This window comes from Mycolicibacter acidiphilus (assembly GCF_018455725.1).
Classification (GTDB): domain Bacteria; phylum Actinomycetota; class Actinomycetes; order Mycobacteriales; family Mycobacteriaceae; genus Mycobacterium; species Mycobacterium acidiphilum.
In genome coordinates, this window is sequence record NZ_JAHCLR010000020.1 from 1 (window position 1) to 24,441 (window position 24,441).

At 69.7% G+C, this 24,441-nt stretch carries 23 protein-coding genes; 3 read left to right on the forward strand and 20 right to left on the reverse strand.

The window, feature by feature from the left end; translation table 11 throughout:
• From KIH27_RS11180 to rimP, 4 genes are all read right to left on the reverse strand, one after another.
• The coding region (locus tag KIH27_RS11180) for a translation initiation factor IF-2 N-terminal domain-containing protein (protein ID WP_214093022.1) at positions 1 to 353 on the reverse strand (353 nt) is incomplete at its 3' end.
• A gap of 77 nt (positions 354 to 430) precedes the next feature.
• Positions 431 to 793, reverse strand: a complete 363-nt coding sequence (locus KIH27_RS11185; protein WP_214093023.1) for a YlxR family protein — start codon at positions 791 to 793, stop codon at positions 431 to 433.
• Between the two features lie 72 nt (positions 794 to 865).
• Positions 866 to 1,909 (reverse strand): transcription termination factor NusA, encoded by a 1,044-nt coding sequence (nusA, locus tag KIH27_RS11190; protein WP_214093024.1) that lies wholly within the window; start codon positions 1,907 to 1,909, stop codon positions 866 to 868.
• On the reverse strand, positions 1,906 to 2,439 hold the full coding sequence (rimP, locus tag KIH27_RS11195; protein ID WP_214093025.1) for a ribosome maturation factor RimP: 534 nt from the start codon (positions 2,437 to 2,439) through the stop codon (positions 1,906 to 1,908). The genes nusA and rimP overlap by 4 nt, the downstream gene beginning before the upstream one ends.
• Before the next feature lie 204 nt (positions 2,440 to 2,643).
• Between rimP and KIH27_RS11200 the strand changes: the two genes are divergently transcribed.
• Positions 2,644 to 3,156, forward strand: a complete 513-nt coding sequence (locus tag KIH27_RS11200; protein WP_214093026.1) for a hypothetical protein — start codon at positions 2,644 to 2,646, stop codon at positions 3,154 to 3,156.
• Positions 3,153 to 3,611 carry a ferritin-like domain-containing protein gene (locus tag KIH27_RS11205; RefSeq protein WP_214093027.1) on the forward strand — a complete coding sequence of 153 codons (459 nt, stop codon included), beginning with the start codon at positions 3,153 to 3,155 and terminating at the stop codon, positions 3,609 to 3,611. The genes KIH27_RS11200 and KIH27_RS11205 overlap by 4 nt, the downstream gene beginning before the upstream one ends.
• A gap of 4 nt (positions 3,612 to 3,615) precedes the next feature.
• On the opposite strand, the gene KIH27_RS11210 is transcribed toward KIH27_RS11205, so the two are convergent.
• The 5 genes from KIH27_RS11210 to mqo all read right to left on the reverse strand — a co-directional run bounded on the left by KIH27_RS11210 (position 3,616) and on the right by mqo (position 11,394).
• Positions 3,616 to 5,367, reverse strand: coding sequence for a proline--tRNA ligase (locus KIH27_RS11210; protein ID WP_214093028.1), 1,752 nt, complete (start codon positions 5,365 to 5,367; stop codon positions 3,616 to 3,618).
• A 127-nt stretch (positions 5,368 to 5,494) separates the two neighbouring features.
• Positions 5,495 to 6,988 (reverse strand): MFS transporter, encoded by a 1,494-nt coding sequence (locus KIH27_RS11215; protein ID WP_214093029.1) that lies wholly within the window; start codon positions 6,986 to 6,988, stop codon positions 5,495 to 5,497.
• Positions 6,989 to 7,046: 58 nt separating this feature from the next.
• Positions 7,047 to 8,627, reverse strand: a complete 1,581-nt coding sequence (locus KIH27_RS11220) for an MFS transporter (protein WP_214093030.1) — start codon at positions 8,625 to 8,627, stop codon at positions 7,047 to 7,049.
• Between the two features lie 33 nt (positions 8,628 to 8,660).
• Positions 8,661 to 9,875, reverse strand: coding sequence for a uroporphyrinogen-III C-methyltransferase (cobA, locus tag KIH27_RS11225; protein ID WP_214093031.1), 1,215 nt, complete (start codon positions 9,873 to 9,875; stop codon positions 8,661 to 8,663).
• 34 nt (positions 9,876 to 9,909) lie between these two features.
• Positions 9,910 to 11,394 carry a malate dehydrogenase (quinone) gene (gene mqo / locus KIH27_RS11230; protein WP_214093116.1) on the reverse strand — a complete coding sequence of 495 codons (1,485 nt, stop codon included), beginning with the start codon at positions 11,392 to 11,394 and terminating at the stop codon, positions 9,910 to 9,912.
• 33 nt (positions 11,395 to 11,427) lie between these two features.
• Between mqo and mtr the strand changes: the two genes are divergently transcribed.
• Entirely contained in the window at positions 11,428 to 12,807 is a 1,380-nt protein-coding gene (gene mtr / locus KIH27_RS11235) for a mycothione reductase (RefSeq protein WP_214093032.1), read from the forward strand.
• Between the two features lie 7 nt (positions 12,808 to 12,814).
• Here the strand turns inward: mtr and KIH27_RS11240 are convergent, their stop codons facing one another.
• The 11 genes from KIH27_RS11240 to KIH27_RS11290 all read right to left on the reverse strand — a co-directional run bounded on the left by KIH27_RS11240 (position 12,815) and on the right by KIH27_RS11290 (position 24,395).
• Positions 12,815 to 13,213 carry a SaoD/DsrE family protein gene (locus KIH27_RS11240; protein WP_214093033.1) on the reverse strand — a complete coding sequence of 133 codons (399 nt, stop codon included), beginning with the start codon at positions 13,211 to 13,213 and terminating at the stop codon, positions 12,815 to 12,817.
• On the reverse strand, positions 13,210 to 13,986 hold the full coding sequence (locus KIH27_RS11245) for a 3-oxoacyl-ACP reductase (RefSeq protein ID WP_214093034.1): 777 nt from the start codon (positions 13,984 to 13,986) through the stop codon (positions 13,210 to 13,212). Before KIH27_RS11245 ends, KIH27_RS11240 begins: the two co-directional genes overlap by 4 nt.
• On the reverse strand, positions 13,987 to 15,348 hold the full coding sequence (locus KIH27_RS11250) for an aldehyde dehydrogenase family protein (protein WP_214093035.1): 1,362 nt from the start codon (positions 15,346 to 15,348) through the stop codon (positions 13,987 to 13,989).
• Positions 15,345 to 16,094 (reverse strand): gamma-glutamyl-gamma-aminobutyrate hydrolase family protein, encoded by a 750-nt coding sequence (locus KIH27_RS11255; protein WP_250149969.1) that lies wholly within the window; start codon positions 16,092 to 16,094, stop codon positions 15,345 to 15,347. Before KIH27_RS11255 ends, KIH27_RS11250 begins: the two co-directional genes overlap by 4 nt.
• Before the next feature lie 40 nt (positions 16,095 to 16,134).
• A complete protein-coding gene (locus tag KIH27_RS11260) occupies positions 16,135 to 17,499 on the reverse strand; it encodes a glutamine synthetase family protein (protein WP_214093036.1) in 1,365 nt (454 codons plus the stop codon).
• 70 nt (positions 17,500 to 17,569) lie between these two features.
• The gene (locus KIH27_RS11265; protein WP_214093037.1) at positions 17,570 to 19,321 is read right to left on the reverse strand and encodes an AMP-binding protein; all 1,752 of its coding nucleotides are present in this window, start codon (positions 19,319 to 19,321) and stop codon (positions 17,570 to 17,572) included.
• Positions 19,322 to 19,459: 138 nt separating this feature from the next.
• Complete coding sequence (locus tag KIH27_RS11270) at positions 19,460 to 20,023, reverse strand: alpha/beta fold hydrolase (protein WP_214093038.1); 564 nt, start codon at positions 20,021 to 20,023, stop codon at positions 19,460 to 19,462.
• 95 nt (positions 20,024 to 20,118) lie between these two features.
• Positions 20,119 to 20,976, reverse strand: a complete 858-nt coding sequence (gene map, locus KIH27_RS11275; protein WP_214093039.1) for a type I methionyl aminopeptidase — start codon at positions 20,974 to 20,976, stop codon at positions 20,119 to 20,121.
• Positions 20,977 to 21,028: 52 nt separating this feature from the next.
• Positions 21,029 to 21,844, reverse strand: a complete 816-nt coding sequence (locus KIH27_RS11280) for a hypothetical protein (RefSeq protein ID WP_214093040.1) — start codon at positions 21,842 to 21,844, stop codon at positions 21,029 to 21,031.
• A gap of 130 nt (positions 21,845 to 21,974) precedes the next feature.
• Entirely contained in the window at positions 21,975 to 22,556 is a 582-nt protein-coding gene (locus KIH27_RS11285) for a DUF1707 SHOCT-like domain-containing protein (RefSeq protein WP_214093041.1), read from the reverse strand.
• A 21-nt stretch (positions 22,557 to 22,577) separates the two neighbouring features.
• Complete coding sequence (locus tag KIH27_RS11290; RefSeq protein WP_214093042.1) at positions 22,578 to 24,395, reverse strand: penicillin-binding transpeptidase domain-containing protein; 1,818 nt, start codon at positions 24,393 to 24,395, stop codon at positions 22,578 to 22,580.
• Between the last annotated feature and the right edge of the window lie 46 nt (positions 24,396 to 24,441).

Below are 24,441 nucleotides of genomic sequence, written 5' to 3' on the forward strand. Positions count from 1 at the left end.
GCCGGCGTGGCGGGGGCCGCCGCTGCCGCCGGCGCGGCCGGTGTGGGCGGTGCCGGAACCGGCGCCGCGGGAACCGGGGCGGCCGGGGTGGGGGCCGGTGCCTCCGCGGCCTTGGCCGGGGCGCCATTACCGGCGGGCACCGGAGCCTTGGCGGGGGCCTTGGCGGCCGGTTCTTCGCTCTTGGCGGCGGGCTTGCCACCGCCGAACGATTCCCGCAGGCGGCGGGCGACGGGGGCTTCCACCGTCGACGACGCGGATTTGACGAATTCGCCCTGATCGCTCAGCCGAGCGAGGACTTCCTTGCTGGTAACACCGAGTTCCTTGGCCAACTCGTGTACGCGGGCCTTTGCCACTACATCTCCTGTCTATGAGGCGACAGCGGTGGTGGGCCGCGCCTCGGGTTTAGCTATGACGCATTGTCATCGGGACTTCACGGTGTGCTCATGTTCTTCGCTACCTGTTCTGTTGCCCGGGGCGGTGAGCCGATCTCAAGACGATCGAAGTACTCCTCCACCCCGGTTACATCCGGGGAACCGCTGATCCGCAGCGCGCGCGTGAACGCTCGCCGCCGGACCGCCGACTGCAGACATCCCGGCACCGGGTGCAGCCACGCACCCCGTCCCGGCTGGTTGCCCGCCCGATCAACGGCCACGTTGCCGTTCCCTGACACAGCGACCACTCGAAGCAGTTCGACGGCCAATTCGCGTTTCCGGCATCCGACACACGTGCGCACCGGTCCCTGCCGGGAGCGGTGCGTACGCGAGTCAGCTGTCGAAGTCTCGCGTTGGATCACGGCTCAGTCTACCCATACCGCAGCCGAGCTCAGAACCACCGTTCGCCGGCGGGCGATCCGGCGCCGGCTCGGTCAGCGGCCCTGCGCCAGCCCCTGACTGGTGCCGTGCTCGGCCTCCTCGACACCCTCCCCCGGCGCGTCGCTGCGGATATCGATGCGCCAACCGGTCAGCCGGGCGGCCAGCCGGGCGTTCTGGCCCTCCTTGCCGATCGCCAGCGACAGCTGGAAGTCCGGCACGACCACCCGGGCCGCGCGCGCCGCCTGGTCGATCACCGTGACCGAAACCACCTTCGCCGGCGACAGCGCGTTGCCGACGAAGCGGGCCGGGTCGTCGTCGAAGTCGATGATGTCGATCTTCTCGCCGGAGAGTTCGCTCATCACGTTGCGCACGCGCTGCCCCATCGGGCCGATGCAGGCGCCCTTCGCGTTCAGTCCGGGCACTCGGGAGGCCACCGCGATCTTCGAGCGATGCCCGGCCTCCCGGGCGACCGCAACGATCTCCACCGATCCGTCGGCGATCTCCGGCACCTCCAGCGCGAACAGTTTGCGCACCAGGTTCGGGTGGGTGCGGGACAGTTCGATCCGCGGTTCGCGGGGCCCGCGGGTGACGCCGATGACGTAGCAGCGCAGCCGGTCGCCGTGCTCGTAGCCTTCGCCGGGGGCCTGCTCGGCCGGCCGGATGACGCCGTCGAAGCCCTTCGCCTCGGTGCCCAGCCGCACGACCACCACACCGCGGGCGTTCTCCCGGGCGTCCCGCTGGACGACGCCGGCGACGATGTCGCCCTCCCGAGCGGAGAACTCCCCGTAGGCCTTCTCGTTCTCCGCGTCGCGCAGCCGCTGCAGGATCACCTGCCGCGCGGTGGTGGCCGCGATGCGCCCGAACCCCTCGGGGGTGTCGTCCCACTCACTGATCACCACGCCGTCGGCGTCGGTCTCGCGTGCCAGCACGCGCACCGCGCCGGTTTTGCGATCGACGTCGATGACCGCGTCGGGCTGATGCCCCTCGGTATGCCGGTATGCGGTGAGCAGGGCGGACTTGATCGTGTCCACCACCACGTCGACCGAAATGCCCTTGTCCGCCTCGATCGCATGCAGTGCAGCCATGTCGATATTCATCGGCCGGTCTCCGTTCCCGCGTCCTGGACCTGCCGGTCCACCAGCTCCATCTCGTGTTCACTCGGCGCTGAGAACTCGACCTGCACGACCGCCTGGGTGACGTCGCTCAGCGCCAGTTGACGCCGCACCCATTCCCGTCCAGACCGCACCACCAGCGTCAGACTGTCACCGTCGACCGCGGCCACCCGGCCGGTCAGGTCGCCACCGTCGCGCAGCGACACCGCGACCTTGCGGCCGCGGGCGCGCCGAAAATGCTTCGCACTGGTCAGTGGTCGCCCCACGCCGGGCGAACTCACTTCCAGGATGTACTCCGAATCGAAATCCAGGCCGTCGAGCAACGTCGACGCCGACCGCGACAGTGCGGCGACGGTGTCCAGATCCAGGGGGATGTCGCCGTCGGCGATCACCGTGATCCGCGGCGGTGTCACGCCGGTGTCGACGAAGACGTCTTCGATCTCATATCCCGCGCGTGCGAACTCCGGATCGAGCAGCTCGATCACCTGCGTCTGCGAAGGTAGCCCGGTGGCCACGGCGAGCTCCTCATCTTGAGTTGTCCGGTCAATCGTTCCCGCGGGCGATGCCGCCGGGAGTCAGTCACTCACGATACGCCGTCGCGGAGTGCGGTTATGGCAAACCGCGACATGCCCTCGGACACACCTGCGGCGCACCGGCGCCGGGCCGCACCCGGCCATGTCGCGTACTCGAGGGGCGGTCCGCAATGGCAGGATGTGGGGGTGCCAGGTCCCCTCACCGCCATCGACCGGCGACGAGTGTTGGCCGGTGCCGGACTGCTCGCACTGGTCGCGCTGGCAACCCCGGCGTGCGGGTCGGCACCGCCGCCACCGGAGATCAACGAACTCGAGTCGCAACGACAGCAGGCCCAGCAGGACAGCGCCCTGGCCACCGCCGCCGGCGCCGCACTGCCCGCTTCGGACTCGGCGGGGCTCGGCCCGATCCTGACCCAGGTCTCACGGGAACGCGCCCAGCATGCGCGGGCGCTGCAGGCCGAGATCGCCCGGGCCACCGGCAAGCTGCTGCCGGAGCCCGCCGGCAGCAGCAGCACCAGTACCACCGCACCGGCCGACCCGGCACCGACCGCCGCCGACGTCGCCGCAGCGTTGCGCACCGCCGCGGAGAGCGCCGACAAACTGGCCGCCACCTCGTCCGGTTATCGGGCGGGGCTGCTGGCCTCGATCGCGGCCGCCTGCACCGCCGCCGGCACCGTCGCACTGGCGGGGCGCTCATGACGTCGGTCGAGCCCACCCCGGCGAGCGGCAGCGATGCTGCGTTCGGGGCCGCACTGAAGACCGAGTACGCGGTCATCTACGGCTACGGGATGGTGTCGGCCTACTCCGCACCGGAGCTCAACGAACTGGTCTCCACCGCGATCCACCAGCACCGCGACCGTCGGGACCGGGCCATCGCGATGCTGACCGGCCGCTCGATCACGGTTCCGGTTCCCGCCGCCGGCTACCAGTTGCCCACCCCGTTGACCGACTCCGATGAGGCGGTCCGGCTGGCGTCCCGGATGGAGAACGACGCCGCGGCGGCCTGGCGTGCGGTGGTCGAGCAGGCCGACGAACCCACCGACCGCGAGTTCGCGGCGGCGGCGCTGAGTCAGAGCGCGGTGCTGGCCGCGCAGTGGAACCGCGCGGCCGGGCGGTGGCCCTTCACCACTGCGTTCCCCGGTGGCGAGGACTGAGCGGCTAACCTTCGCCGCGCACCACGTCGCGGATCAGGCCGGCCAACTCGGCACCGACCGCCAGTTCGCGCTTCTCGCCGGCGAACCGGTCCCGCAACTCGACGACGCCGTCGGCCCAACCGCGGCCCAGCACGACGATCCACGGCACGCCGAGCAGTTCGGCGTCCTTGAACTTCACCCCGGGTGAGGCGGTGCGGTCGTCGAGCAGCACCTCCACCCCGAGGCCGTCCAGTTCGGCGGCCAGTTCATTGGCGCCGGCGCGGGCCGCCTCGTCCTTGTTGGCGATCACCAGGTGCACGTCGAACGGGGCGACAGCACTCGGCCAGCGCAGCCCGATCTCGTCGAGGTGCTGTTCGGCGATGACGGCCACCAGCCGCGACACCCCGATGCCGTAGGACCCCATCGTCAGTCGCACCGGACGGCCATCCTCGCCGAGTACGTCGGCACTGAACGCGTCGGTGTATTTGCGGCCCAGCGAGAAGATGTGGCCGATCTCGATGCCACGCGCGCTGACCAGTTCGCCGGCGCCGTCCGGTGACGGATCGCCGTCGCGGACCTCGGCGGCCTCGATGGTGCCGTCGGCGGTGAAGTCCCGCCCGGCCACCAGGTCGACGTAGTGCTTGCCGGTCACGTCGGCGCCGGTGATCCAGGCGGTACCGTCCACCACCCGCGGGTCGACCAGGTAGCGAACCCCGTTGTCGGCCAGCACTTTCGGCCCGATGTAACCCTTCACCAGGAACGGGTTGGCGGCGAAGTCCTTTTCGTCGAGCAGGGTGTACTCGGCCGGTTCCAGTGCGGCGCCGAGCCGTTTGTCGTCGACCTCCCGGTCGCCGGGCAGCCCGATGCCGAGCAGTTCCCACTCCCCGCCGGGCTCGCGGACCTTGACCATCACGTTCTTCAGGGTGTCGGCGCCGGTGACCGTCCGATCCAGCGCACCATTGGCCCAGTCCACCAGGGTGGCGATGGTCGGGGTGTCGCCGGTGTCGTGCACTGTCGCCGCGGGCAGCCCGTCGACCGCGGTGGGTTCGGGGCGCGCGGTGACAACGGCTTCGACGTTGGCGGCGTAGCCGGACTCCGGGCAGCGTACGAAGGTGTCCTCGCCGATCTCGCTCTCTGCCAGGAACTCCTCGGACGCCGACCCGCCCATCGCCCCCGACGTCGCGGCGACGATGACGTAGCGCAGCGCGAGCCGGTCGAAGATCCGCTGGTAGGCCGCCCGATGGGCGGCGTAGGCGGTGGCCAGCCCGGCGTCGTCGACGTCGAAGGAGTACGAGTCCTTCATCACGAATTCCCGCCCGCGCAGGATGCCGGCCCGCGGCCGCGCCTCGTCGCGGTACTTGGTCTGGATCTGGTACAGCGTCACCGGGAAGTCCTTGTAGGAGCTGTACTCCCCCTTGACCGCCAGCGTGAACAGTTCCTCGTGGGTGGGCCCGAGCAGGTAGTCGTTGCGCCGACGGTCGGTCAGCCGGAACATGGTGTCGCCGTACTCGGTCCAGCGGTTGGTGGTCTCGTACGGCGCGCGCGGCAGCAGCGCCGGGAACAGGATCTCCTGGGCGCCGATCGCGTTCATCTCCTCGCGGACGATGCCCTCGATCTTGCGCAGCACCCGCAGGCCGAGCGGCAGCCAGCTGTACAGCCCGGGTGCGATCGGCCGGATGTAGCCGGCCCGGATCAGCAGCTTGTGGCTGGGCACTTCGGCATCGGCGGGGTCGTCGCGCAGGGTGCGCAGGAACAGCTGGGACATCCGGGTGATCACGACCGCAGAGCCTATCGTGGCCGCCCCGGGCCGCCGTGCCGGGCGGGCGGCGTCCCGCCGAGCGTGAGACTGGGTTCACGCTCGACCCCGAGCGTGAACGCGACTTCACGCTCGCCGGAGTGGGCGGCTACAGTTCGCCGGCCTCCACCGCCTCGCGGGTGTGCTGGGCGCGGGCGATCTGATCGGTGGAGAACCGGATGAACAGCGCCGCCGCGCCCACCAGCAGCGCGATCCCGGCCACCCACAGCAGTGAATAGGTGTAGCCGTGGCCTAGGGCGTCCAGCTGGGCGGGCGTCACGTCCTTCACGGAACCGGTGGTGCCGCCCAGGTACAGGGTCCGCGAGGTCTGCACGGCCTGGACGATCACCAGCACCACCGGCCCGCCCAAGTTGTAGACCATCAGCGTGATCGCCGAGACCGGGCCGATCTCCCGCGGGCCGACGTCGGCGACCGCGCACAGCGGCAGCACCACCGAGATCACCCCGATACCGAAACCGCCGACCACGAACAGCGTCACCAGATCCGGGACGTAGGGCACGTCGCGCTCCAGTGTGGACCCGAACAGCATCGCGCCGACCACCAGGCTGCCGGCGCCGATCACCAGCCAGCGGGGCGCGATCAGCGCGGCGACCCAGGTGGTGAGCACGTTGCCGGCACCCATGCCGAGCGCGAACGGGATGAAGCAGATGCCCGCCCGCAGCGCCGAGTAGCCGAGCACGTCCTGCACCAGCAGGCCGATCATCACGCTCACGGTGAGCATCACCCCGCCGGCGAGGAAGTACGCGATGAACGTCGCGACCCGGCTGGGGTTGTCGAACGCCGCGGCCGGCACCAGCGGGTTCGACGCGCGGCGTTCGGCTACCAGGAATCCGACCAGGCACGCCAGCGCGGCCACCCCGGCGGCGATCACCCAGTGGCTCAACCAGCCCTGCGACGGCCCCTGGGTGAAGATCAGCACCGCCGCGGTGCACCCGCCGGTGGCCAGCAGCGCGCCGGGCAGGTCGAGTTTGAGCCGCTCGGTGTAGGTCTCGGTCAGCCGGGTCAGCCCGATCACGACGATGACGACCCCGATCGGGATGTTGATCAGAAACGCGAGCCGCCAGGAGACCACGGTCAGCGCGCCGCCGAGGATCAGCCCGAGCACCGAGCCCAGCCCCTGCATGGCCGCCGACACCGCCATCGCCTGGTTCCGGGCGTGCCCGACGGTGTAGGTGGTGGCGATCAGCGCCAGGCCGGTCGGGGCGGCGACCGCCGCGCCGGTGCCCTGCACGGCCCGCGCAACGATCAGCGTGGCCGAATCGGTGGCGACCCCGCAGACCAGCGAGGCGATGGTGAACACCCCCACGCCGCTGATGAAGGCCCGTTTCTGGCCGATGGCGTCGCCGACCCGGCCACCGAGCAGCAGCAGACCTCCGAAGGTCAACACATAGGCGGTGATCACCCAGCTCTTGGCGGCGTCGGAGAGGTCGAGGTCGGCCTGCATCCGCGGCAGCGCGACGATCACGATGGTGCCGTCCAGCGTGGACATCAACTGCATGCCGGTGATCGCCACGATCGCGATCCCGAGCACGTGCGACGACAACGACGAGTCGACCGGTGAAGGTCTGCCCGGCGCGGCCATGGCAAGTGAGCCTACGCCGGACGGCGCCGGTCACCCCGGAGATTCCGGGGTGGACGGCTCACATGTGTCCGGTGCCGAAGGCGTCCTGGGCTTCCTGGGCGTGCGCGACCTGCTTGGCGGTGTAACCGATCAGCAGCGAGAACGCGCCGACCAGCACGGCCACCGCGGCCACCCAGAGCAGACCGTAGGTGTATGCGGCGTCCAGCGCGGTGATCTGGGTTTCGTTCATCGTCTTGACCGGCATGTTCGTGCCGCCCAGGTACAGCGTGCGCGAGGTGATGACGGCCTGGATGATCGCCAGCACCACCGGCCCGCCCAGGTTCTGCAGCATCAGTGCGATCGCGGACGTCGGACCGATCTGGTCGAAGCCGACCCCGGTGATCGCCGACAGGGTCAGCGGCACCACGATCACGCCCATCCCGAGGCCACCGACCACGATCAGCGTCACGAAGTTCGGGAAGTACGGCATGCCGCGGTCCAGCGTCGACCCGTAGATCATCGCGCCCAGCACCAGGATGCCGCCGGCGATCACCAGCACCCGCGGCGGGAACAGCCGGACCAGCTGCGATGAGGCAGCCAATCCGACGCCCAGGCCGATCACGAACGGGATGAAGCCGACACCTGCGCGCAGCGCCGAGTAGCCCATCAGGTCCTGCACGTACAGGCCGATGGTCACGGTCAGGGTGAACAGCACACCACCGGCCAGGAAGATCGCGGCGAACGTGGCCAGCCGGTTGCGGTCCCGGAACAGGCTGAACGGCACCACCGGGTTCTCCGCGGTGCGCTCCACCAGCGTGAACGCCAGCAGCGCGAGCACCCCGACCACGCCGGAGCCGATCGTGTACACCGACACCCAGCCCTTCTCCGGGCCGATCGAGAACGCGAACACGATGGCGGTGCAGCCCAGCGTCGCCAGCAGCGCGCCGGCGGCGTCCAGTTTCATCCGCTCCCGGTGCGTCTCGGTGAGCGCGGTGCGGGCCAGGTAGATCATCAGCAGGCCGATCGGCACGTTCACCGCGAACGCCAGTCGCCAGGACACCTCGGTCAGCGCGCCGCCGACCACCAGGCCCATCACCGAGCCGATCGCGGTCATCGCGCCGAACACGGCGGTGGCGGCGTTACGGGCCGGCCCCTTCGGGAACGTGGTGGCGATCAGCGCCAGCGCGGTCGGCGACGCGATCGCCGAGCCGACGCCCTGCAGCAGCCGGGCGATCACCAGCGTCGGCGCGTCCCAGGCGACGGCGCACAGCACCGAGGCGATGGTGAACAGGCCGACGCCGCTGATGAAGGTGCGCTTGCGGCCGATGGTGTCGCCGAGCCGACCGCCGAGCAGCATCAGGCCGCCGAACGTCAGCACGTAGGCGGTGATCACCCAGCTGCGGCCGGCGTCGGAAAGCCCCAGGTCGTCCTGAATCTTAGGAAGCGCGACGATTGCGACGGTGCTGTCCATGGTGGCCAGCAACTGCATCCCGCCGATCGCGACAACTGCGGCGATGAAGCGGCGCGACGGCAGCCAAGGCGAGACGTATCTGCTGATCAGGTCGATGACGGCCGTTCCGGAACGTCCTGCGGCCGCCGCTTCGTCAGCGCCCGCCGGAAGCTCGGTGGTCACCCGTCCTGCATCGTTGAGAGCAGTCATAACGGGCTACCCTACAGTAAGTTTAAGAGATGTCTAAAGCCCAAATCCTGCGACGGCCCCGATAACGACGATTGCAGGAGGTCGGATGCCCTCCGCGCGGATTTTCTCGGGCGCGTCGGCGAGCGTGGCGCGCAGCGTGTGCTGCGCCGGCGTGGTGCCGTGCTGAACCACCAGAACCGGCGTTTCCGCAGGTCGACCGCCTTTTTGCAGTACCGCGCTGAACTGTTCGATGCGTTCGATCCCCATCAGCAGCACGATCGTGCCGCGCATTGCCGCGAGTGCGTCCCAATTCACTAACGATTCGGGGTTGTCGGGCGCGACATGCCCGCTGACCACCACGAATTCATGATTCACCGCCCGGTGGGTGACCGGAACACCGGCCGCGGCAGGCACTGCTATGGCACTGGTCACACCTGGCACCACCGTCACCGGAATCCCGGCGTCGGCGCAGGCGAGCACCTCCTCGTAGCCGCGGGCGAAGACGAACGGATCGCCGCCCTTGAGCCGCACCACGAACTTGCCTGCGCGCGCCCGGTCGATCATCAGGGCGTTGATCGCGTCCTGGGCCATCGCCCGGCCGTAGGGGATCTTGGCGGCGTCGATGACCTCCACGTGCGGAGGCAGCTCGGCCAGCAACTCCGGCGGCGCCAGCCGGTCGGCGACGACGACGTCGGCGTGGGCGAGCATCCGCCGCCCGCGCACGGTGATCAGTTCCGGGTCGCCGGGGCCGCCGCCGACCAGGACGACCCCGCCGCGCACCACATCGTCGGGGGTGGCTTCATCACCGATCGCACCGGACTGCAGCGCTTCCCGGATGGCCGAGCGGATCACCGCCGACCGGTGATGCTCACCACCGGCCAGCACGCCGACCGACAGGCCGGCGTAGGCGAAGCTGGCCGGTGTGACCGCCGAGCCCTCGACGGCGAGATCGGCACGGACACAGAAGATCTGCCGCCGATCCGCCTCCGCGACGACGGCGGCGTTCACCTCGGGGTCGTCGGTGGCCGCGATCGCGTACCAGGAGTCGGCCAGGTCGCCGTCGCGGTACTCCCGCGATTCCAGCGTGATGCCGGGCTGCTGTTCGCGCAGCGCCTCGACCGCGGGGGTGGCGGTGCGTGCGATCACCGTGACCCGGGCGCCGCTGGAGATCAGCAACGGCAGGCGGCGCTGGGCGACGCTGCCCCCGCCCACCACGACGACTTTGCGGCCGGCTAGCCGCAAACCGGCCAGATAAGGGTTCTCGCTCACCCGGCAACCTTAATGCGCTCGGCGGGCGAACTGTTCAGCCGTGGCCGGGCGCGTCGAGTCCCAGCACCCGACTCCCCCACGCGGACACCTCCTCGAACAGGGCAGGCTCATCGGAGAGTCGTATCCCCAGCGACGGCACCATCTCGGTGAGCGTGGGCCGCCAGGCGTCGAAACGATCGGCGAAGCACCGCGCCAGCACCTCGAGCATGGCCGGGACGGCGGTCGACGCCCCCGGTGACGCTCCCAGCAGCCCGGCGATGCTGCCGTCGGCGGCGCTGACGATGCTGGTGTCGAATTCCAGTCTGCCGCCGCGGATCACCTGCACCCGCTGACCGGCCCGCATGATCTCCCAGTTCGCCTCGGCGGCGGTGGGGGCGAACTCCCGCAGGGCGTCGATCCGCCCGGACGGCGATCGCAGCAACTGGCCGATCAGGTAGCCGACCAGGGTGCGTTCGCGCAATGCGGCGCCGGCCAGCGATCCCAGGTTGTCGGGCCGGATCGAGCCGAGCAGATCGGTGGGCCTGCCGTGTTTGAGGAACCGCGGCGACCAGCCGGCGAACGGTCCGAACAGCAGCCACGGGGTGCCGTTGACCAGCCGGGCGTCCAGGTGCGCCGCCGTCGTCGACGGCGCCCCGGGCGCCGGGGACCCGTACACCTTGGCGCGGTGCCGCCCGACGACCGCCGGGTCGCCGCAGCGCAGGAACTTACCGCCGATCGGGAAGCCGCCGAACCCCCGCACCTCGGCGATCCCGGATTTCTGCAGCAGCGGTAGCGCACCACCGCCCGCCCCGACGAACACGAATCGGGCGTTGAGACTGGTCTGCTGTCCGGTGCGGCGGTTGCCGAGCCGCAGCGTCCAACTGCCGTCGCTCTCCCGGTTGAGGTCGCGCACCTGTTCGCCGAAACGGACCGCGGTGCCGTTGCGCGCCGCGTAACCGAGCAGGTGCTTGGCCAGCGTTCCGAAGTCGACGTCGGTGCCCGCCGGTGAGAAGTCCAGTGCCACCGGCACATCGGGGGCACGGCCGGCGGCCATCAGCGGCAGCCGGGACGCGAACTCGTCGAAGCCGGTGATGAACTCGGTGCCGGCGAACAGCGGGTTGGCGGCCAGCGCGTGATGCCGCCGGCGCAGGTAGTCGACGCGTTCGGCACCGGTGCCGAACGCCACGTGCGGGATCGGGTGCAGGAAGCTGCGGGCGTCGGCGATCAGCCCGGTGTCGACCGCGTACGCCCAGAACTGCCGGGTCACCTGGAACTGCTCGTTGACCCGCACCGCCTTGGCGATGTCGATCGAACCGTCCGGGTTCTCCGGGGTGTAGAACAGCTCGCACAGCCCGGCGTGACCGGTGCCGGCGTTGTTCCACGGGTCGCTGCTCTCCTCAGCCGCGGCGTCGAGGCGCTCGACGACGGTGATCGACCAGTTCGGCTCCAGCCGGCGCAGTAGGGCGCCGAGAGTGGTGCTCATGATGCCCGCGCCGACGAGCACTACATCCGTCGTGGTGGTGCCGGGCACGGTTTTCAGGCTAACCTCCCCGATGCCATTTAGGCTGACCGGATGCAGACCTACGATCTGGCGATCATCGGAACCGGTTCGGGCAACAGCATTCTCGATGACCGGTACGCGTCCAAGCGGGTGGCGATCTGCGAGCAGGGCACGTTCGGCGGCACCTGCCTGAACGTGGGGTGCATCCCGACGAAGATGTTCGTCTACGCCTCCGAAGTCGCCGGGACGGTGCGGGACGCGGCCCGCTACGGCGTCGACGCCCACGTCGACGGCGTCCGCTGGAGCGACATCGTGTCCCGGGTCTTCGGCCGCATCGACCCGATCGCCGCGGGCGGTGAGGACTACCGGCGCAGCCTGCCGAACGTCGACGTGTACTCCTCGCACACCCGGTTCGGCCCGGTGCAGCCTGACGGCCGCTACCTGCTGCGCACCGAGGCCGGCGAGGAGTTCACCGCAAGCCAGGTGGTGATCGCGGCCGGGGCCCGCTCGGTGATCCCGCCGGCGATCGCCGAGTCCGGTGTGCGCTACTACACCAGCGACGACGTGATGCGGATCGCCGAACTGCCCGAGCACCTGGTGATCGTCGGCGGCGGCTTCATCGCCGCGGAGTTCGCCCACGTCTTCTCCGCGCTGGGCTCGCGGGTGACGGTGGTGATCCGCGGCGGGACCCTGCTGCGGCACTGCGACGAGACCGTCGCACAGCGGTTCACCCAGCTCGCCGGCGCGAAATGGGAGCTGCACGCGCACCGCAACGTCGTCGGCGCCCGCAACGACGGGCCGGGGGTGGTGATCGACCTCGACGACGGGTCGACGGTGCACGCCGACGCGCTGCTGGTGGCAACCGGCCGGGTTCCCAACGGGGATCTGCTGGACGCCGCGGCGGCCGGCATCGACGTCACCGGCGGCCGGGTGAGTGTCGATCAGCACCAACGGACCTCTGCGCGTGGTGTTTTCGCGCTCGGGGACGTGTCCTCGCCGTATGAGCTCAAGCACGTCGCCAACCACGAGGCGCGGGTCGTGCAGCACAATCTGCTCTGCGAGTGGGATGACACCGACGCGATGCAGGTCACCGATCACCGCCATGTCCCGTTCGCGGTGTTCACCGATCCGCAGATCGCCGCGGTGGGCCTGACCGAGAATCAGGCCATCGCAAAGGGATTCGACATCTCGGTGAAGGTTCAGGAGTACGGCGACGTCGCCTACGGCTGGGCGATGGAGGACACCGTCGGGTTCGTCAAGCTGATCGCCGAGCGCGGCACCGGCCGGCTGCTGGGCGCGCACCTGATGGGCTATCAGGCGTCGTCACTGATCCAGCCGTTGATCCAGGCGATGAGCTTCGGGCTGACCGCTCCCGAGATGGCGCGCGGCCAGTACTGGATTCACCCGGCGCTGGCCGAGGTCGTGGAGAACGCGCTGCTCGGGTTGGAGTGACCGGTCGTCACAGGCTGATGATCTGGTCGGGCATGTCGGCCGCCAGCGCCGCGTACAGGTCGGGGAAACAGCCGACCCGCACCCCGGCGACAGTTCCGACAGCCTCGCAGTCGGCGGGTTCGGTGCGGCCCACCCCGTCGGCGCACCAGCGCGGCTCGCCGCGTGCCAGCCCGCGTTCCAGCGCGCAGTTGTCGCAGATCATCAGCAGCATGCCGGTGCGCGCCGCGCACGCGGCGAGACGTTCACCGATCGGGTCGCCGGCGCGCAGCGCGTAGACGTTGTCGTCGAAGAAGAACATGCCGACCACGTCGACGCCGTGGACGCCGGCCTCCAACTGCGGCAGGATCATCTGCCCGAGTTTGTAACTGGCGGCTCGCGGGGTGGTGAAGACGTAGGCGACTTTCACAGCGGGGTGACGTACGCCGAGCTGATCCCGCCATCCACCAGGAACGTCGACCCGGTGATGAACGATGCGTCGTCGCTGGCGAGGAACGCCACCGCGGCGGCGATCTCCTCCGGTTCGGCGAACCGGCCAACCGGGACGTGCACCAGTCGCCGGGCGGCGCGCTCGGGATCGGCGGCGAACAGCTCCTGCAGCAGTGGAGTGTTCACCGGTCCGGGACACAGTGCGTTGACCCGGATGCCCTGGCGGGCGTACTGCACGCCCAGTTCCCGTGACATCGCCAGCACCCCGCCCTTGGACGCGGTGTAGGAGATCTGCGAGGTCGCCGAACCCATCACCGCCACAAAGGATGCGGTGTTGATGATCGAACCGCGCCCGGCCGGTGCCATGTGCCGCAGCGCCGCCCGGCAGCACAGGTACACCGATTTCAGGTTGACGTCCTGCACCCGCTGCCACGCGGGCAGTTCGGTGGTCTCGATCAGGTCGTCCTCCGGCGGGGAGATCCCGGCGTTGTTGAATGCGATATCGACCGAGCCGAAAGTCTCTGCGGCCGTGTCGAACAGGTTGTCCACGGCAGCCTCGTCGGAGACGTCGACCGGCACGAACAGACCGTCGAGCTCGTCGGCGACCGCCACCCCGGCGGCCGGGTCCAGATCGCCCACGACGATCCGCGCGCCCTCGGACCGCATCCGTCGGGCCGCGGCCAGGCCGATGCCACCGCCGGCGCCGGTCACCACGGCAACCCGCCCGGCCAGCCGCTGAGTCAGATCGGTCACTCACATCTCCTTCACTGCGATGAACACATTCTTGGTCTCGGTGAACGCCAGTGGGGCGTCCGGGCCGAGTTCGCGGCCCAGGCCGGACTGCTTGAAGCCACCGAACGGGGTGGTGTATCGCACCGACGAATGCGAATTCACCGACAGGTTCCCGGCTTCCACCGCACGCGACACCCGCAACCCGCGGGACAGGTTCTCGGTCCAGATCGAACCGGACAGCCCGTAGGCGGTGTCGTTGGCCAGCGCGATGGCGTCGGCTTCGTCGTCGAACGGCAGCACCGTCACCACCGGGCCGAAGATCTCCTCGGTGACACTGCGGTCGGTACGGTTCGGGGTGAGCACGGTCGGCGGGAACCAGAACCCGTCACCGGTCGGTGCGGTGCCGCGGAACGCGACCGGCGCATCATCGGGCACATACGACGCCACCTTCTCCCAGTGCGGGCGCGACACCAGTGGGCCCATCTCGGTATCGCGGGACGCCGGGTCGCCGACCGTCACCCCGGCCACCGCCGGTTCCAGCAGTTCCATGAATCGGTCGTACACGTTGCGCTGCACCAGGATTCGACTGCGCGCGCAGCAGTCCTGACCGGCGTTGTCGAACACACCGTAGGGTGCGGTGGCCGCCGCCTGCTCCAGGTCGCAGTCGTCGAACACGATGTTGGCGCTCTTGCCGCCCAACTCCAGTGTGACCCGCTTGACCTGTGCCGCCGCGGTGGCCAGCACGTGCTTGCCGGTGACGGTCGAACCGGTGAACACGATCTTGGCGACGCCGGGATGGGTGATCAGCCGCTCCCCCACCACCGCGCCCGCACCCGGCAGCACCTGCAGCAGGTCGGGGTCCAGCCCGGACTCGGCGGCCAGTTCGCCGAGCCGCAGCGTGGTCAGCGGCGTCCACTCGGCGGGCTTGATCAGCACGGCGTTGCCGGCGGCCAAGGCCGGCGCGAATCCCCACACGGCGATCGGCATCGGGAAGTTCCACGGGGTGATCACGCCGACCACGCCGAGCGGTTCGTGGAACGTCACGTCGAGTCCACTGGCGACCGGGATCTGCTTGCCCGCCAACCGTTCCGGACTGCCCGCGTAGAACTGCAGCACGTCACGGACGTGGCCGGCCTCCCATTCCGCGGCCGACACCGGATGCCCGGCGTTGGTCACTTCCAGGGCGGCCAGTTCACCGATGTGGGCATCGACGGAAGCGGCGAACGCCCGCAGCGCCGCGGCCCGCTCGGCCGGCGCGACCCGCGCCCACCGCCGCTGCGCGGCCTGCGCGCGCCGCACCGCGTCGTCCACGGCGGCCGCGTCGACGTGCTGCACCGAGGTGAACACCGCCCCGGTCGCCGGGTTGATCAGATCGTGGCTCATCGGCTCACCCGTCCGTAGGCTCGGGCCGCCCCGACGATCGCGTCGAACAGCCTCAGGTCGTCCAGCGATTCCTCGGGATGCCACTGCACCGCCACCACGAAATCCTCCCCGGGCAGTTCGACGGCCTCGATGACCCCGTCGTCGTCGCGCGCGCTGACCGTCAATCGATAGGCGACGGTGTCGATCGCCTGATGGTGGTAGCACTGCACCGCAACGGATTCCCCGAGCAGCGACGCCACTCGGGTTCCGGCGACCGTGTGAACGTCCATCGTGGTGAACACCGCGTTGCCGGCCCGATGTCCGCAGTTGCCGAGGACATCCGGCAGATGCTGATGCAGCGTTCCACCGAGCGCCACGTTGAGCACCTGGGCGCCCCGGCAGATGCCGAGCACCGGCAGGCCGCGGCGCAGCGCCTCATCCAGCAGGGCGAATTCCCAGGCGTCCCGGGCGGTGTCGGGCTGGTCGGTCTCGGCGTGCGGCGACTGGCCGTAGGCCGCCGGGTTGACGTCTTTGCCGCCGGTGATCACCAGGCCGGACAGCCCGTCGAGCACCCTCGCGGCGGTCGCAGCGTCCACCGGCTGCGGTGGCAGCAGCATCGCAATGCCGCCGGCAGCGGTGACGCCGTCGAGGTAGTTCGCCGGCAGGAAGCCGGCGCGCACGTCCCAGACTCCGCTCTGCGCCCGATCCAGGTAGGTGGTGAGGCCGATCACTGGCCGCACGGAGGCGGGTTCGTGCGGCGGTCCCAGTGTCGCCTCTCCTTCGTCGAGGCTCGCTGAACCGCCGGATTCAGAACCGTTCAAATCCCCGCACTCTCTCCCAGTCGGTCACCGCGGTGTTGAACGCATCCAGTTCGACCCGCGCATTGTTGAGGTAGTGCTCCACGACGTCGTCACCGAATGCCTTGCGGGCCACCGTCGATTCTGCGAACAGTGTCGCGGCCGCGGCGAGCGTGGTCGGCAGGTGCGTCAGGTCGCCCCGGTAGGCGTCACCGGTCACCGGGTCGGGCAGTGTCAGGTCGTTGTCGATGCCGTGCAGGCCGCCGGCGATCAGCGCCGCCACCGCCAGGTAGGGGTTGACGTCGCCGCCGGGCACCCGGCACTCCACCCGCAGCGAGTCACCGTGGCCGATGATCCGCAGCGCACAGGTCCGGTTGTCCAGCCCCCAGGCGATCACCGTCGGCGCGAAGCTGCCGCCGACGAACCGCTTGTAGGAGTTGATGTTCGGTGCGTAACACAGGGTCAGCTCCGGCAGAGTGTCCAGCAGGCCGGCCAGGAAAGCACGGAACAGCGCCGACATGCCGTGCGGCGCATCCGGATCGGCGAACACGGCGGTGCCGTCTGCATCCCGCAGCGACAGATGCACGTGGCAGCTGTTGCCTTCGCGCTCATCGAATTTCGCCATGAACGTCAGCGCCTTGCCGTGCTGATCGGCGATCTCCTTGGCGCCGTTCTTGTAGACGCTGTGGTTGTCGCAGGTGCGCAGTGCCTGCTCGTAGCGGAAGGTGATCTCCTGCTGGCCGGTGTGGCATTCGCCCTTGACGCCTTCGCAGCGCAGGCCGACGGCGGTCATGCCCACTCGGATGTCGCGCAGCAGCGGTTCCAGCCGGGCGCCGGCCATCAGTCCGTAGTCGGCGTTGTAGTCGGTGCCCGGGGTCAGACCGCGGTAACCGGTGGCCCACGCCTGCCGGTAGCTGTCCTCGAAGACCAGGAACTCCAGTTCGGTTGCCGCGTAGGCGACCAGTCCGCGCTGCGCCAGCCGCTCGACCTGGGCGGTGAGGATCTGCCGCGGCGACACCGTGACCGGGCTGCCGTCCGGCCAGTGCGCGTCGGCGAGCAGTTGGGCGGTTCCGGGCTGCCACGGGATGCGCCGCAGGGTGGCGAAGTCCGGCTTGAGCACCAGGTCGCCGTAGCCGGTGCCCCAGTCGGCGATCGGGTAGCCGGGCACCGTGTTCATCTCGACGTCGACGGCCAGCAGGTAGCTGCAGCATTCGACGCCGTGCTCGGCGACGTCGTCGAGAAAGTGGGGTGCGGCAACCCTTTTGCCGACCAGGCGGCCCTGCATGTCGGTGAACGCCACCACCACGGTGTCGATGTCACCGGATTCGACGAGTAGCCGCAGATCAGCCAGCGAAAGGCTTGCGGACCCAGTCATTGCGCACCCCTGCCGGTCACCGTGAGCCTGGTTACATGAGCTCTGTCACAGTACCCGAGGCCGACCGGGCCTACGGCGTGGGCAGAGGTTGCTGAAGCTCGTCCCCGACCGGCGCCAACCGGGTGAACTCACCGTGCCGGTAGTGGTCGACACAGCTGGACCGCCGGATCTTGCCACTGGTGGTGATCGGCAGCGAGCCCGGTGCGACCAGCAGCAGGTCAGCGATCCGCACCCCGTGCGTTCGGGAGACCGCCGCCGTCGCATCGCGTTTCACGGCCCGCAGCCGATCGGTGTCGGAGTCGGCCCGCTTCTTGAGCTCGGCGATGACGACCAGTCGCTCGCCGCCACGGTCGGCGACCGGGATCGCCGCGACCCGACCGCCGGTGATCTCCTGCACCGTCGCTTCGATGTCGTCGGGATAGTGGTTGCGACCGTCGACGATCAGCAGATCCTTGATCCGGCCGATGACGAACAGTTCGCCATCGTGGCTGACGCCCAGGTCGCCGGTGCGCAGCCAGTGGTCCGGCGGCGTGCCCGGCGCCGGCGACACGACCTGGGCGCCGAAGACCCGTGCGGTCGCCGCCGGGTTGTGCCAGTAGCCGTCGGCGACATTGTCGCCGTGCACCCAGATCTCCCCGACCTCGCCGGCGGGCTGCTCCCGACGGGATTCCGGGTCGACGATCCGCACCGTGCAGGCGCGCGGCGCACCGATGCTGACCAGATCCTGGCCGGCGGGGTCGGCTTCGGCCCGGCCGGCCACCAGCTTCTCGTAGTTCAGCCGGACGGTCGTGGGTCGGTGCGAGCGCGGTGCCGACGCCACGTACACCATCGCCTCGGCGAGCCCGTAGGACGGCGCAACCGCGTTGGCGGGCAGGCCGAACCGGGCGAACCGCTCGGAGAACCGGCGAAGCGTCGCGGCGTGGATGCGTTCGCTGCCGCTGAGGATGGTGTGCACACCGGCGAGGTCCAGGCCGGCCATGTCGTCGTCGGCGGTGCGGCGGGCGGCCAGTTCGAAGGCGAAGTTCGGCGCCGCGGTGAACGTGCTCGGGTTGGCGGCCAGCTGCTGAACCCAGCGCGCCGGCTTCTGCAGGAACGCGATCGGGCTCATCAGCACCGTGCGGACGTTGAGCAGCGGTGCGCCGACGATGCCCAGCAGCAGGCCCATGTCGTGGTAGAAGGGCAGCCAGGACACCAGGGTCAGGTCGGCCGGGACGGTCCCGTCGAAGTAGTCGGCGAGCACCTGGTCGATGTTGGCGAAGACGTTGCGGTGCGAGACCATCACGCCCTTCGGTGACCCGGTCGATCCCGAGGTGTACTGCAGCAGCGCGATCTTGTGCGGCGCGATCCGGCCCGGTTCCCAGTCGGCGGGCCCGTCCAGGTCGAGCGTGTCGATCTCGATGATCGCCGGCGCCCGCCCCGGCAGCCCGTTGACGCAGGCGGCGACGTCGGCGACGGCAGTCGAGGTGGTCAGTACCGCGGTCGGCGCACAGTCGGTCAGCGCCCCGGTCACCCGCTCGTCGTGCCGCCCGAGCATCGGCACCGGCAGCGGTACCACGATGCCGCCGGCCTCCAGGACACCGAAGAACCCGGCGATGTAGTCCAGGCCCTGCGGGGCCAGCAGGGCGACCCGATCACCGGGTGAGGTGCAGTGGGCCACCTCCGCGGCGACCACCCGGGCACGGCCGGCGAGCTGCGACCAGGTCAGGGTGTCCGGGTAGCCCGCCGCATCCACGTCGTAGTCGATGAACGTGAACGCCGGTGCATCTGGCTGCAGCCGGGCGTGGTCGCGCAGCACGGCAGGAATGGATCGACTCGATGACATCAGGCTCCCCCCGGATACCGGATCTGTCACACTCCCCATGCGGTCCCGACGGCGTCGAGAACAGCGTGTGACGAATGTGACTTTAGCCGGAGTACGAGCCGGGGCGTCGGAAAACCGGCAACAAGATCAGCCGGCGGCTCACCAGGTGCTGGCGCGCAGCACGATCTCCATCGCCAACTGGGCGGTGAACTCCTGCATGCTGCGCCGTCCGGAGAGCACCACCAGGCGGTACTCGCCGTAGACGAACCGCTGGCTGGCGTTGGCGACCGCGGTCGTCGCCCGCGAACTGGCCAGCACGGTGGTGTTGATCTCCACCGGCGGGCAGCGTTCGTCGCGGATCACCCCGGCGAGATCGGGCGCCCGCGGGTGGCCGCGGTCGATCGCCACCAAGCCGGTGAACCGGTCCGGGCGGGTCGCCGCCAACTCCCAGGCGTTGTCGGCCCCGGTCCGGTCGCCGACCACCACCCCGCACTGCACGTCCAGTGAGTCCAAGATGCCGACCACCGACTTCGGGGTCAGCCGCGGGTCGGCGCCGATGACGATCGTGCGCATCGACGCGGTGTGCAGCCGCCGGCAGACGGCGTCATAGGCGGTCAGCGGGTGTTGCGCGGCGGCGAGCACGACGATGACGGGGCCGTTGTCCGGCCCGGCCACCTCGACCGGAATCGGGAACCCGTCGATGGTCATCATCGTCGCAGGCATTCCGGTGACGCTACCGCTCCCGCGGGCGCACCGGGCGGTTTTCGGCGCTCACTCAGCGACTCACCGTGCGGGGTGTTCGGTGGCCGAGAAACCGGTTACGGCAGGGTGAGAATTTCGGCTCCGTCGTCGGTGACGACCAGGGTGTGCTCGAACTGGGCGGTCCACTTGCCGTCGGTGGTGACCACGGTCCAATCGTCGTCCCAGATCTCATAGTCCAGGCTGCCGAGGTTGATCATCGGTTCGATGGTGAACGTCATGCCCGGTTCGATGATCGTGTCGACCTCCGGGGCGTCGTAGTGCAGCACCACCAGCCCGTTGTGGAAGGTGGTGCCGATCCCGTGTCCGGTGAAATCACGAACCACGTTGTAGCCGAACCGGTTCGCGTACGACTCGATGACCCGGCCGATCACCGACAGCGCCCGACCGGGTTTGACCGCCTTGATCGCGCGCATCGTCGCCTCTTCGGTGCGTTCGACGAGCAGGCGATGCTCCTCGCTGACGTCACCGGCCAGGAACGTGGCGTTGGTGTCGCCGTGCACTCCGTCGATGAAGGCGGTGACGTCGATGTTGACGATGTCGCCGTCGGCGATCACCGTCGAGTCCGGGATGCCGTGGCAGATGACCTCGTTGAGCGACGTGCAGCAGGACTTGGGGAAGCCCCGGTAGCCCAGCGTCGACGGGTAGGCGCCGTGGTCGACCATGTAGTCGTGGGCGATGCGGTCCAGCGCGTCGGTGGTGACTCCCGGCGCGACGGCTTTCCCGGCCTCGGCCAGGGCGCCGGCCGCGATCCGACTGGCCACCCGCATCTTCTCGATGACCTCCGGGGTCTGCACCCACGGCTCACTGCCTTCGGCGGCGGTGCGGCGACCGACGTACTCCGGACGGACGATCGACTTGGGCACCGGCAGTGTCGGAGAGACCACACCTGGTGCCAGCGGGGCGCGAACGGGCATCCCGTCAGCCTAATCGACGCGCCGGCACCCGCCGCAGCAGCGCATCCTCGCCTTAGATTCCGGCCACCAGCACGTTGAAGGCTGCCGTGAAGTCGCCGTGGAAGGCGTCGTCGATGGCGGAGAAGAAATCGGTCTCGGCGACCATGGTGGCAGTCGACCCATCGAAACCCAGGGGCCCGACGGCCATGTGCCCCAGGTTGAGCGCGTCCGCGTTGAGCAGGCCGTGGAAGTTGAGGGCGTACGGCGCGGCGGAATCGGTGGGGTCCAGGGAGTCGCCGCCCGTGGCCTCGGCCGAACCCGCAGTGGGCTCCGGCGCGGTGGTCGTGCCCGGGGTCGTGTGCTCCGCGGTGGTGGTCGTACCCGTAGTGGTCGGGTCCGGGGTGGTCGTGCCGGGGGTGGTAGTCGTGCCCGGGGTCGTGGTGGTGTCCGGGGTGCCGAAGTTGAACAGGTACTCACCGGGCAGCGTCGCGATCATTCGGTAGACGTCCTCGACCAGTCCGATCGGAAAGTCGATGACGGTGTTGGCCAGTCCGACGGGGATCCCGGCCACCGCACTGAACGCTTCGCCGAAGTTCGTCGCGGTGACGTCGTTGATCGCGGTCTCGATCGGGTTCACCACGTCACCGATGAGTGCGCCGGGGAAGCCGACAACGCTGTTGAACAGCGCTTCGCCGGCGGTAACCTCAGCCTGCAGCAGACCGGTCAGGTCGAAGGCGTCCACGGCGCTGGTCAGCGCAACGTCGGGCAACACCTCGCCGTAGACACCCCGCGGCGGGACGGCCATCGGCAGAACCGCGGCGGTGAGCAGCGCGGCGGTTGCGAGGCCGGCTCCGGCCAGGTGGCGATCAACGGTCTTGGACTGGCTCACGGGCTCCCCTAGAGACTGTCTGACGATTGACACTTCACAATCTGTCAGATTGCTGTGTATATTTTCTTACGTAATTCATTGAATACGTTAGTAGATACGCGAACACAGCAGTCCGTCGGGGTGTAGGGCGCTAACCGCGCCGACTGATCCAGGATCGCCGGCGCGGGCCGCGGATGTCCACCGATCCGCCGACCACCCGCCCGGTGAGCACGACGTGCGGGGTCCCCTCGGCCGGCGGGTTCTTGCGCCGGTCGCGAGCGCTGCCGCCGTAGATCTGCACGTCGTCGATCGAGACGCTGGCGCCCTCGGGCAATCGGATGTCGACGGAGCCGAGCTTCATGTCGAGTTCGATGACCACCACCGGGCCGGCGAACCGGGCCCGCACCAGATCCAGGTCGCAGGACCCCACCCGGCGCACCAGCGCCAGGCGTGTCGGGACGATCCATTCACCGCGCCGGGCCAGCGACCCGAACCAGCCGCGCAACTCCACCCGGTCGGTGGCCGAGGTGACGATCGCACCCGGACCGGGCAGATCGCTGACCAGCGTGTCGAGTTCCGCGTGCACCCGGGCCTGCGAGACCAGCGACGACCGCTGCTCGAATTCGGCGATGTCGATCAGCCCCAGCGCCACCGCATTGTGCAGCCTGCGCAGGGTGCCGTTGCGGTCGGCGTCCGAAACGCGCAGCTGAGCCAGTTCCCCGGGGTGCGTCATAGCAGCACCAATCTACCGGCGTCAGGCCAGGAAGTCGTCCGGCAGCGAATCGAACATCACCTTGGTCAGCCGGACCGCGTAGGTGGAACTGCCGCCGCCGACGATCAGCGTCGCGAACGCCAGGTCACCCCGATACCCGGCGAACCAGGAATGCGACCCGCCCGCGAACTCGGCCTCGCCGGTCTTGCCGTACACCGCACCGCAGCCCGCGATCTCCTTGGCGGTGCCGTCGGTGACCGTCAACCTCATCATCGAGCGCAGCCCGTCGAGCATCTCCGGACTCACCGGCGCGGGTTGCCCGTTGACCGCCGTCGGCCGGCCCGCGATCAGCTGCGGCACCGGGGTTTTGCCGGCCGCGACCGTCGCGGCGGCCAGCGCGACACCGAACGGGCTGGCCAGCACCCGGCCCTGGCCGAAGCCGTCCTCGGTGCGCTCGGCCAGGTCCACCGTCGGCGGCACCGACCCGGTGACGGTGGTGATGCCGTCCACGAGATAGTCGACGCCGATGCCGTAGCGGGCGGCCTCCTGGGTCAGCGCCCGCGGCGGCATCCGGCTGGCCAGTTCGGCGAACGTGGTGTTGCAGGAGTTGGCGAACGCCCGCGCCATCGACACCGTGCCCAGGTCGAACCCGCCGTAGTTGGGGATGGTGCGCTGGCCGATGTCGAGTTCACCGGGGCAGCCCACCATGCTGTTCGGGGTCGCCATGTCGCGTTCGATCGCCGCGCCGGCGGTGACCATCTTGAACGTCGACCCCGGCGGGTACAGGCCGGTGGTCGCGGCCAGGCCGTCGACGTTGGCCGCGGCGTTCTGCGCCACCGCCAGCAGCTCACCGGTGGACGCCTTGATCACCACCATCATCGCCTTGTCGCCGCGCATGTTGACCGCGTTCTGCGCCGCGCGCTGCACCGCGCGGTCCAGGCTGATCGTCAGCGACGGTGCCGGGGCCGGATCGACCTCGTGCAGCACCGCGACGTCCACGCCGTTCTGGTTGACGCTCACCACCCGCCAGCCGGCCTCGCCCTCGAGTTCGTCGGCGACGGATTTCTTCACCTCGCGGACCAGGGCGGGCGCGAAGTTGTCGTCGGTCGGCAGCAGGTCGGCCCGCTTGGTGACGACCACACCCGGCAGGGTGCCGATCACCGGCGACACCCGGTCGTCGTCACGCTTGCGCAGCGTGATCAGGTCCAGCGGAGTCACCGACGAGCTGGCCTGCTCGGCCAGCCGCTGCGGGTCGCCGAGGGTGTCGTCGAACGGGTGCAGGGCGTCGACCACCGCGCGGGCGGTGCCCATCAGGTTGACGCCGGCCCGGCCAGCGTCCAACTGGTAGTGGTACAGGTAGCCCGGGACCAGCACGCCGCTGCCGCCGGCCTCGTTGACCGAGGCGCGCCGCGGCGGGTCTGCGCGCAGTGCGAAGGTCTGGTGCTCCCCCAGTTTGGGGTGCAGGCCGGTGGCCGCCCAGCGCACCGCCCAGCGCCCCTCGTTGCGCACCATCTTGAGCTGCCCGTCGTAGGTCCAGACCCGGTTCTTCGGCAGTTGCCAGGTGTAGCGGTAGGCGACGCTGCCGGTGTCGTCGGCGTAGCGCGCGCTGAGGATCTGCGCATCGAGTCGCGTGGCCTGCAGTCCGGCCCAGGCGGCGTTCAACGCACTGCGCGCGGTGCTGGGGTCATCGCTGAGGTCGGCGGCCGTCGCGGTGTCACCGGTGGCCAGCGCGGCGAAGAACCGCTCGGCCGTGGGTCCCGGACCCTCCGGTCGCGGCGTGCAGGCCGCCGTGCCGACTATCACCGCCGCCAGCGCCAGCAGGGCTGTGACTCGTGTTAACCATGAGGCTGAAGTTGACATTGAGGCTGATGTTAGGGACTGCGGTCGTTACCGCGTCGGAGGCGCA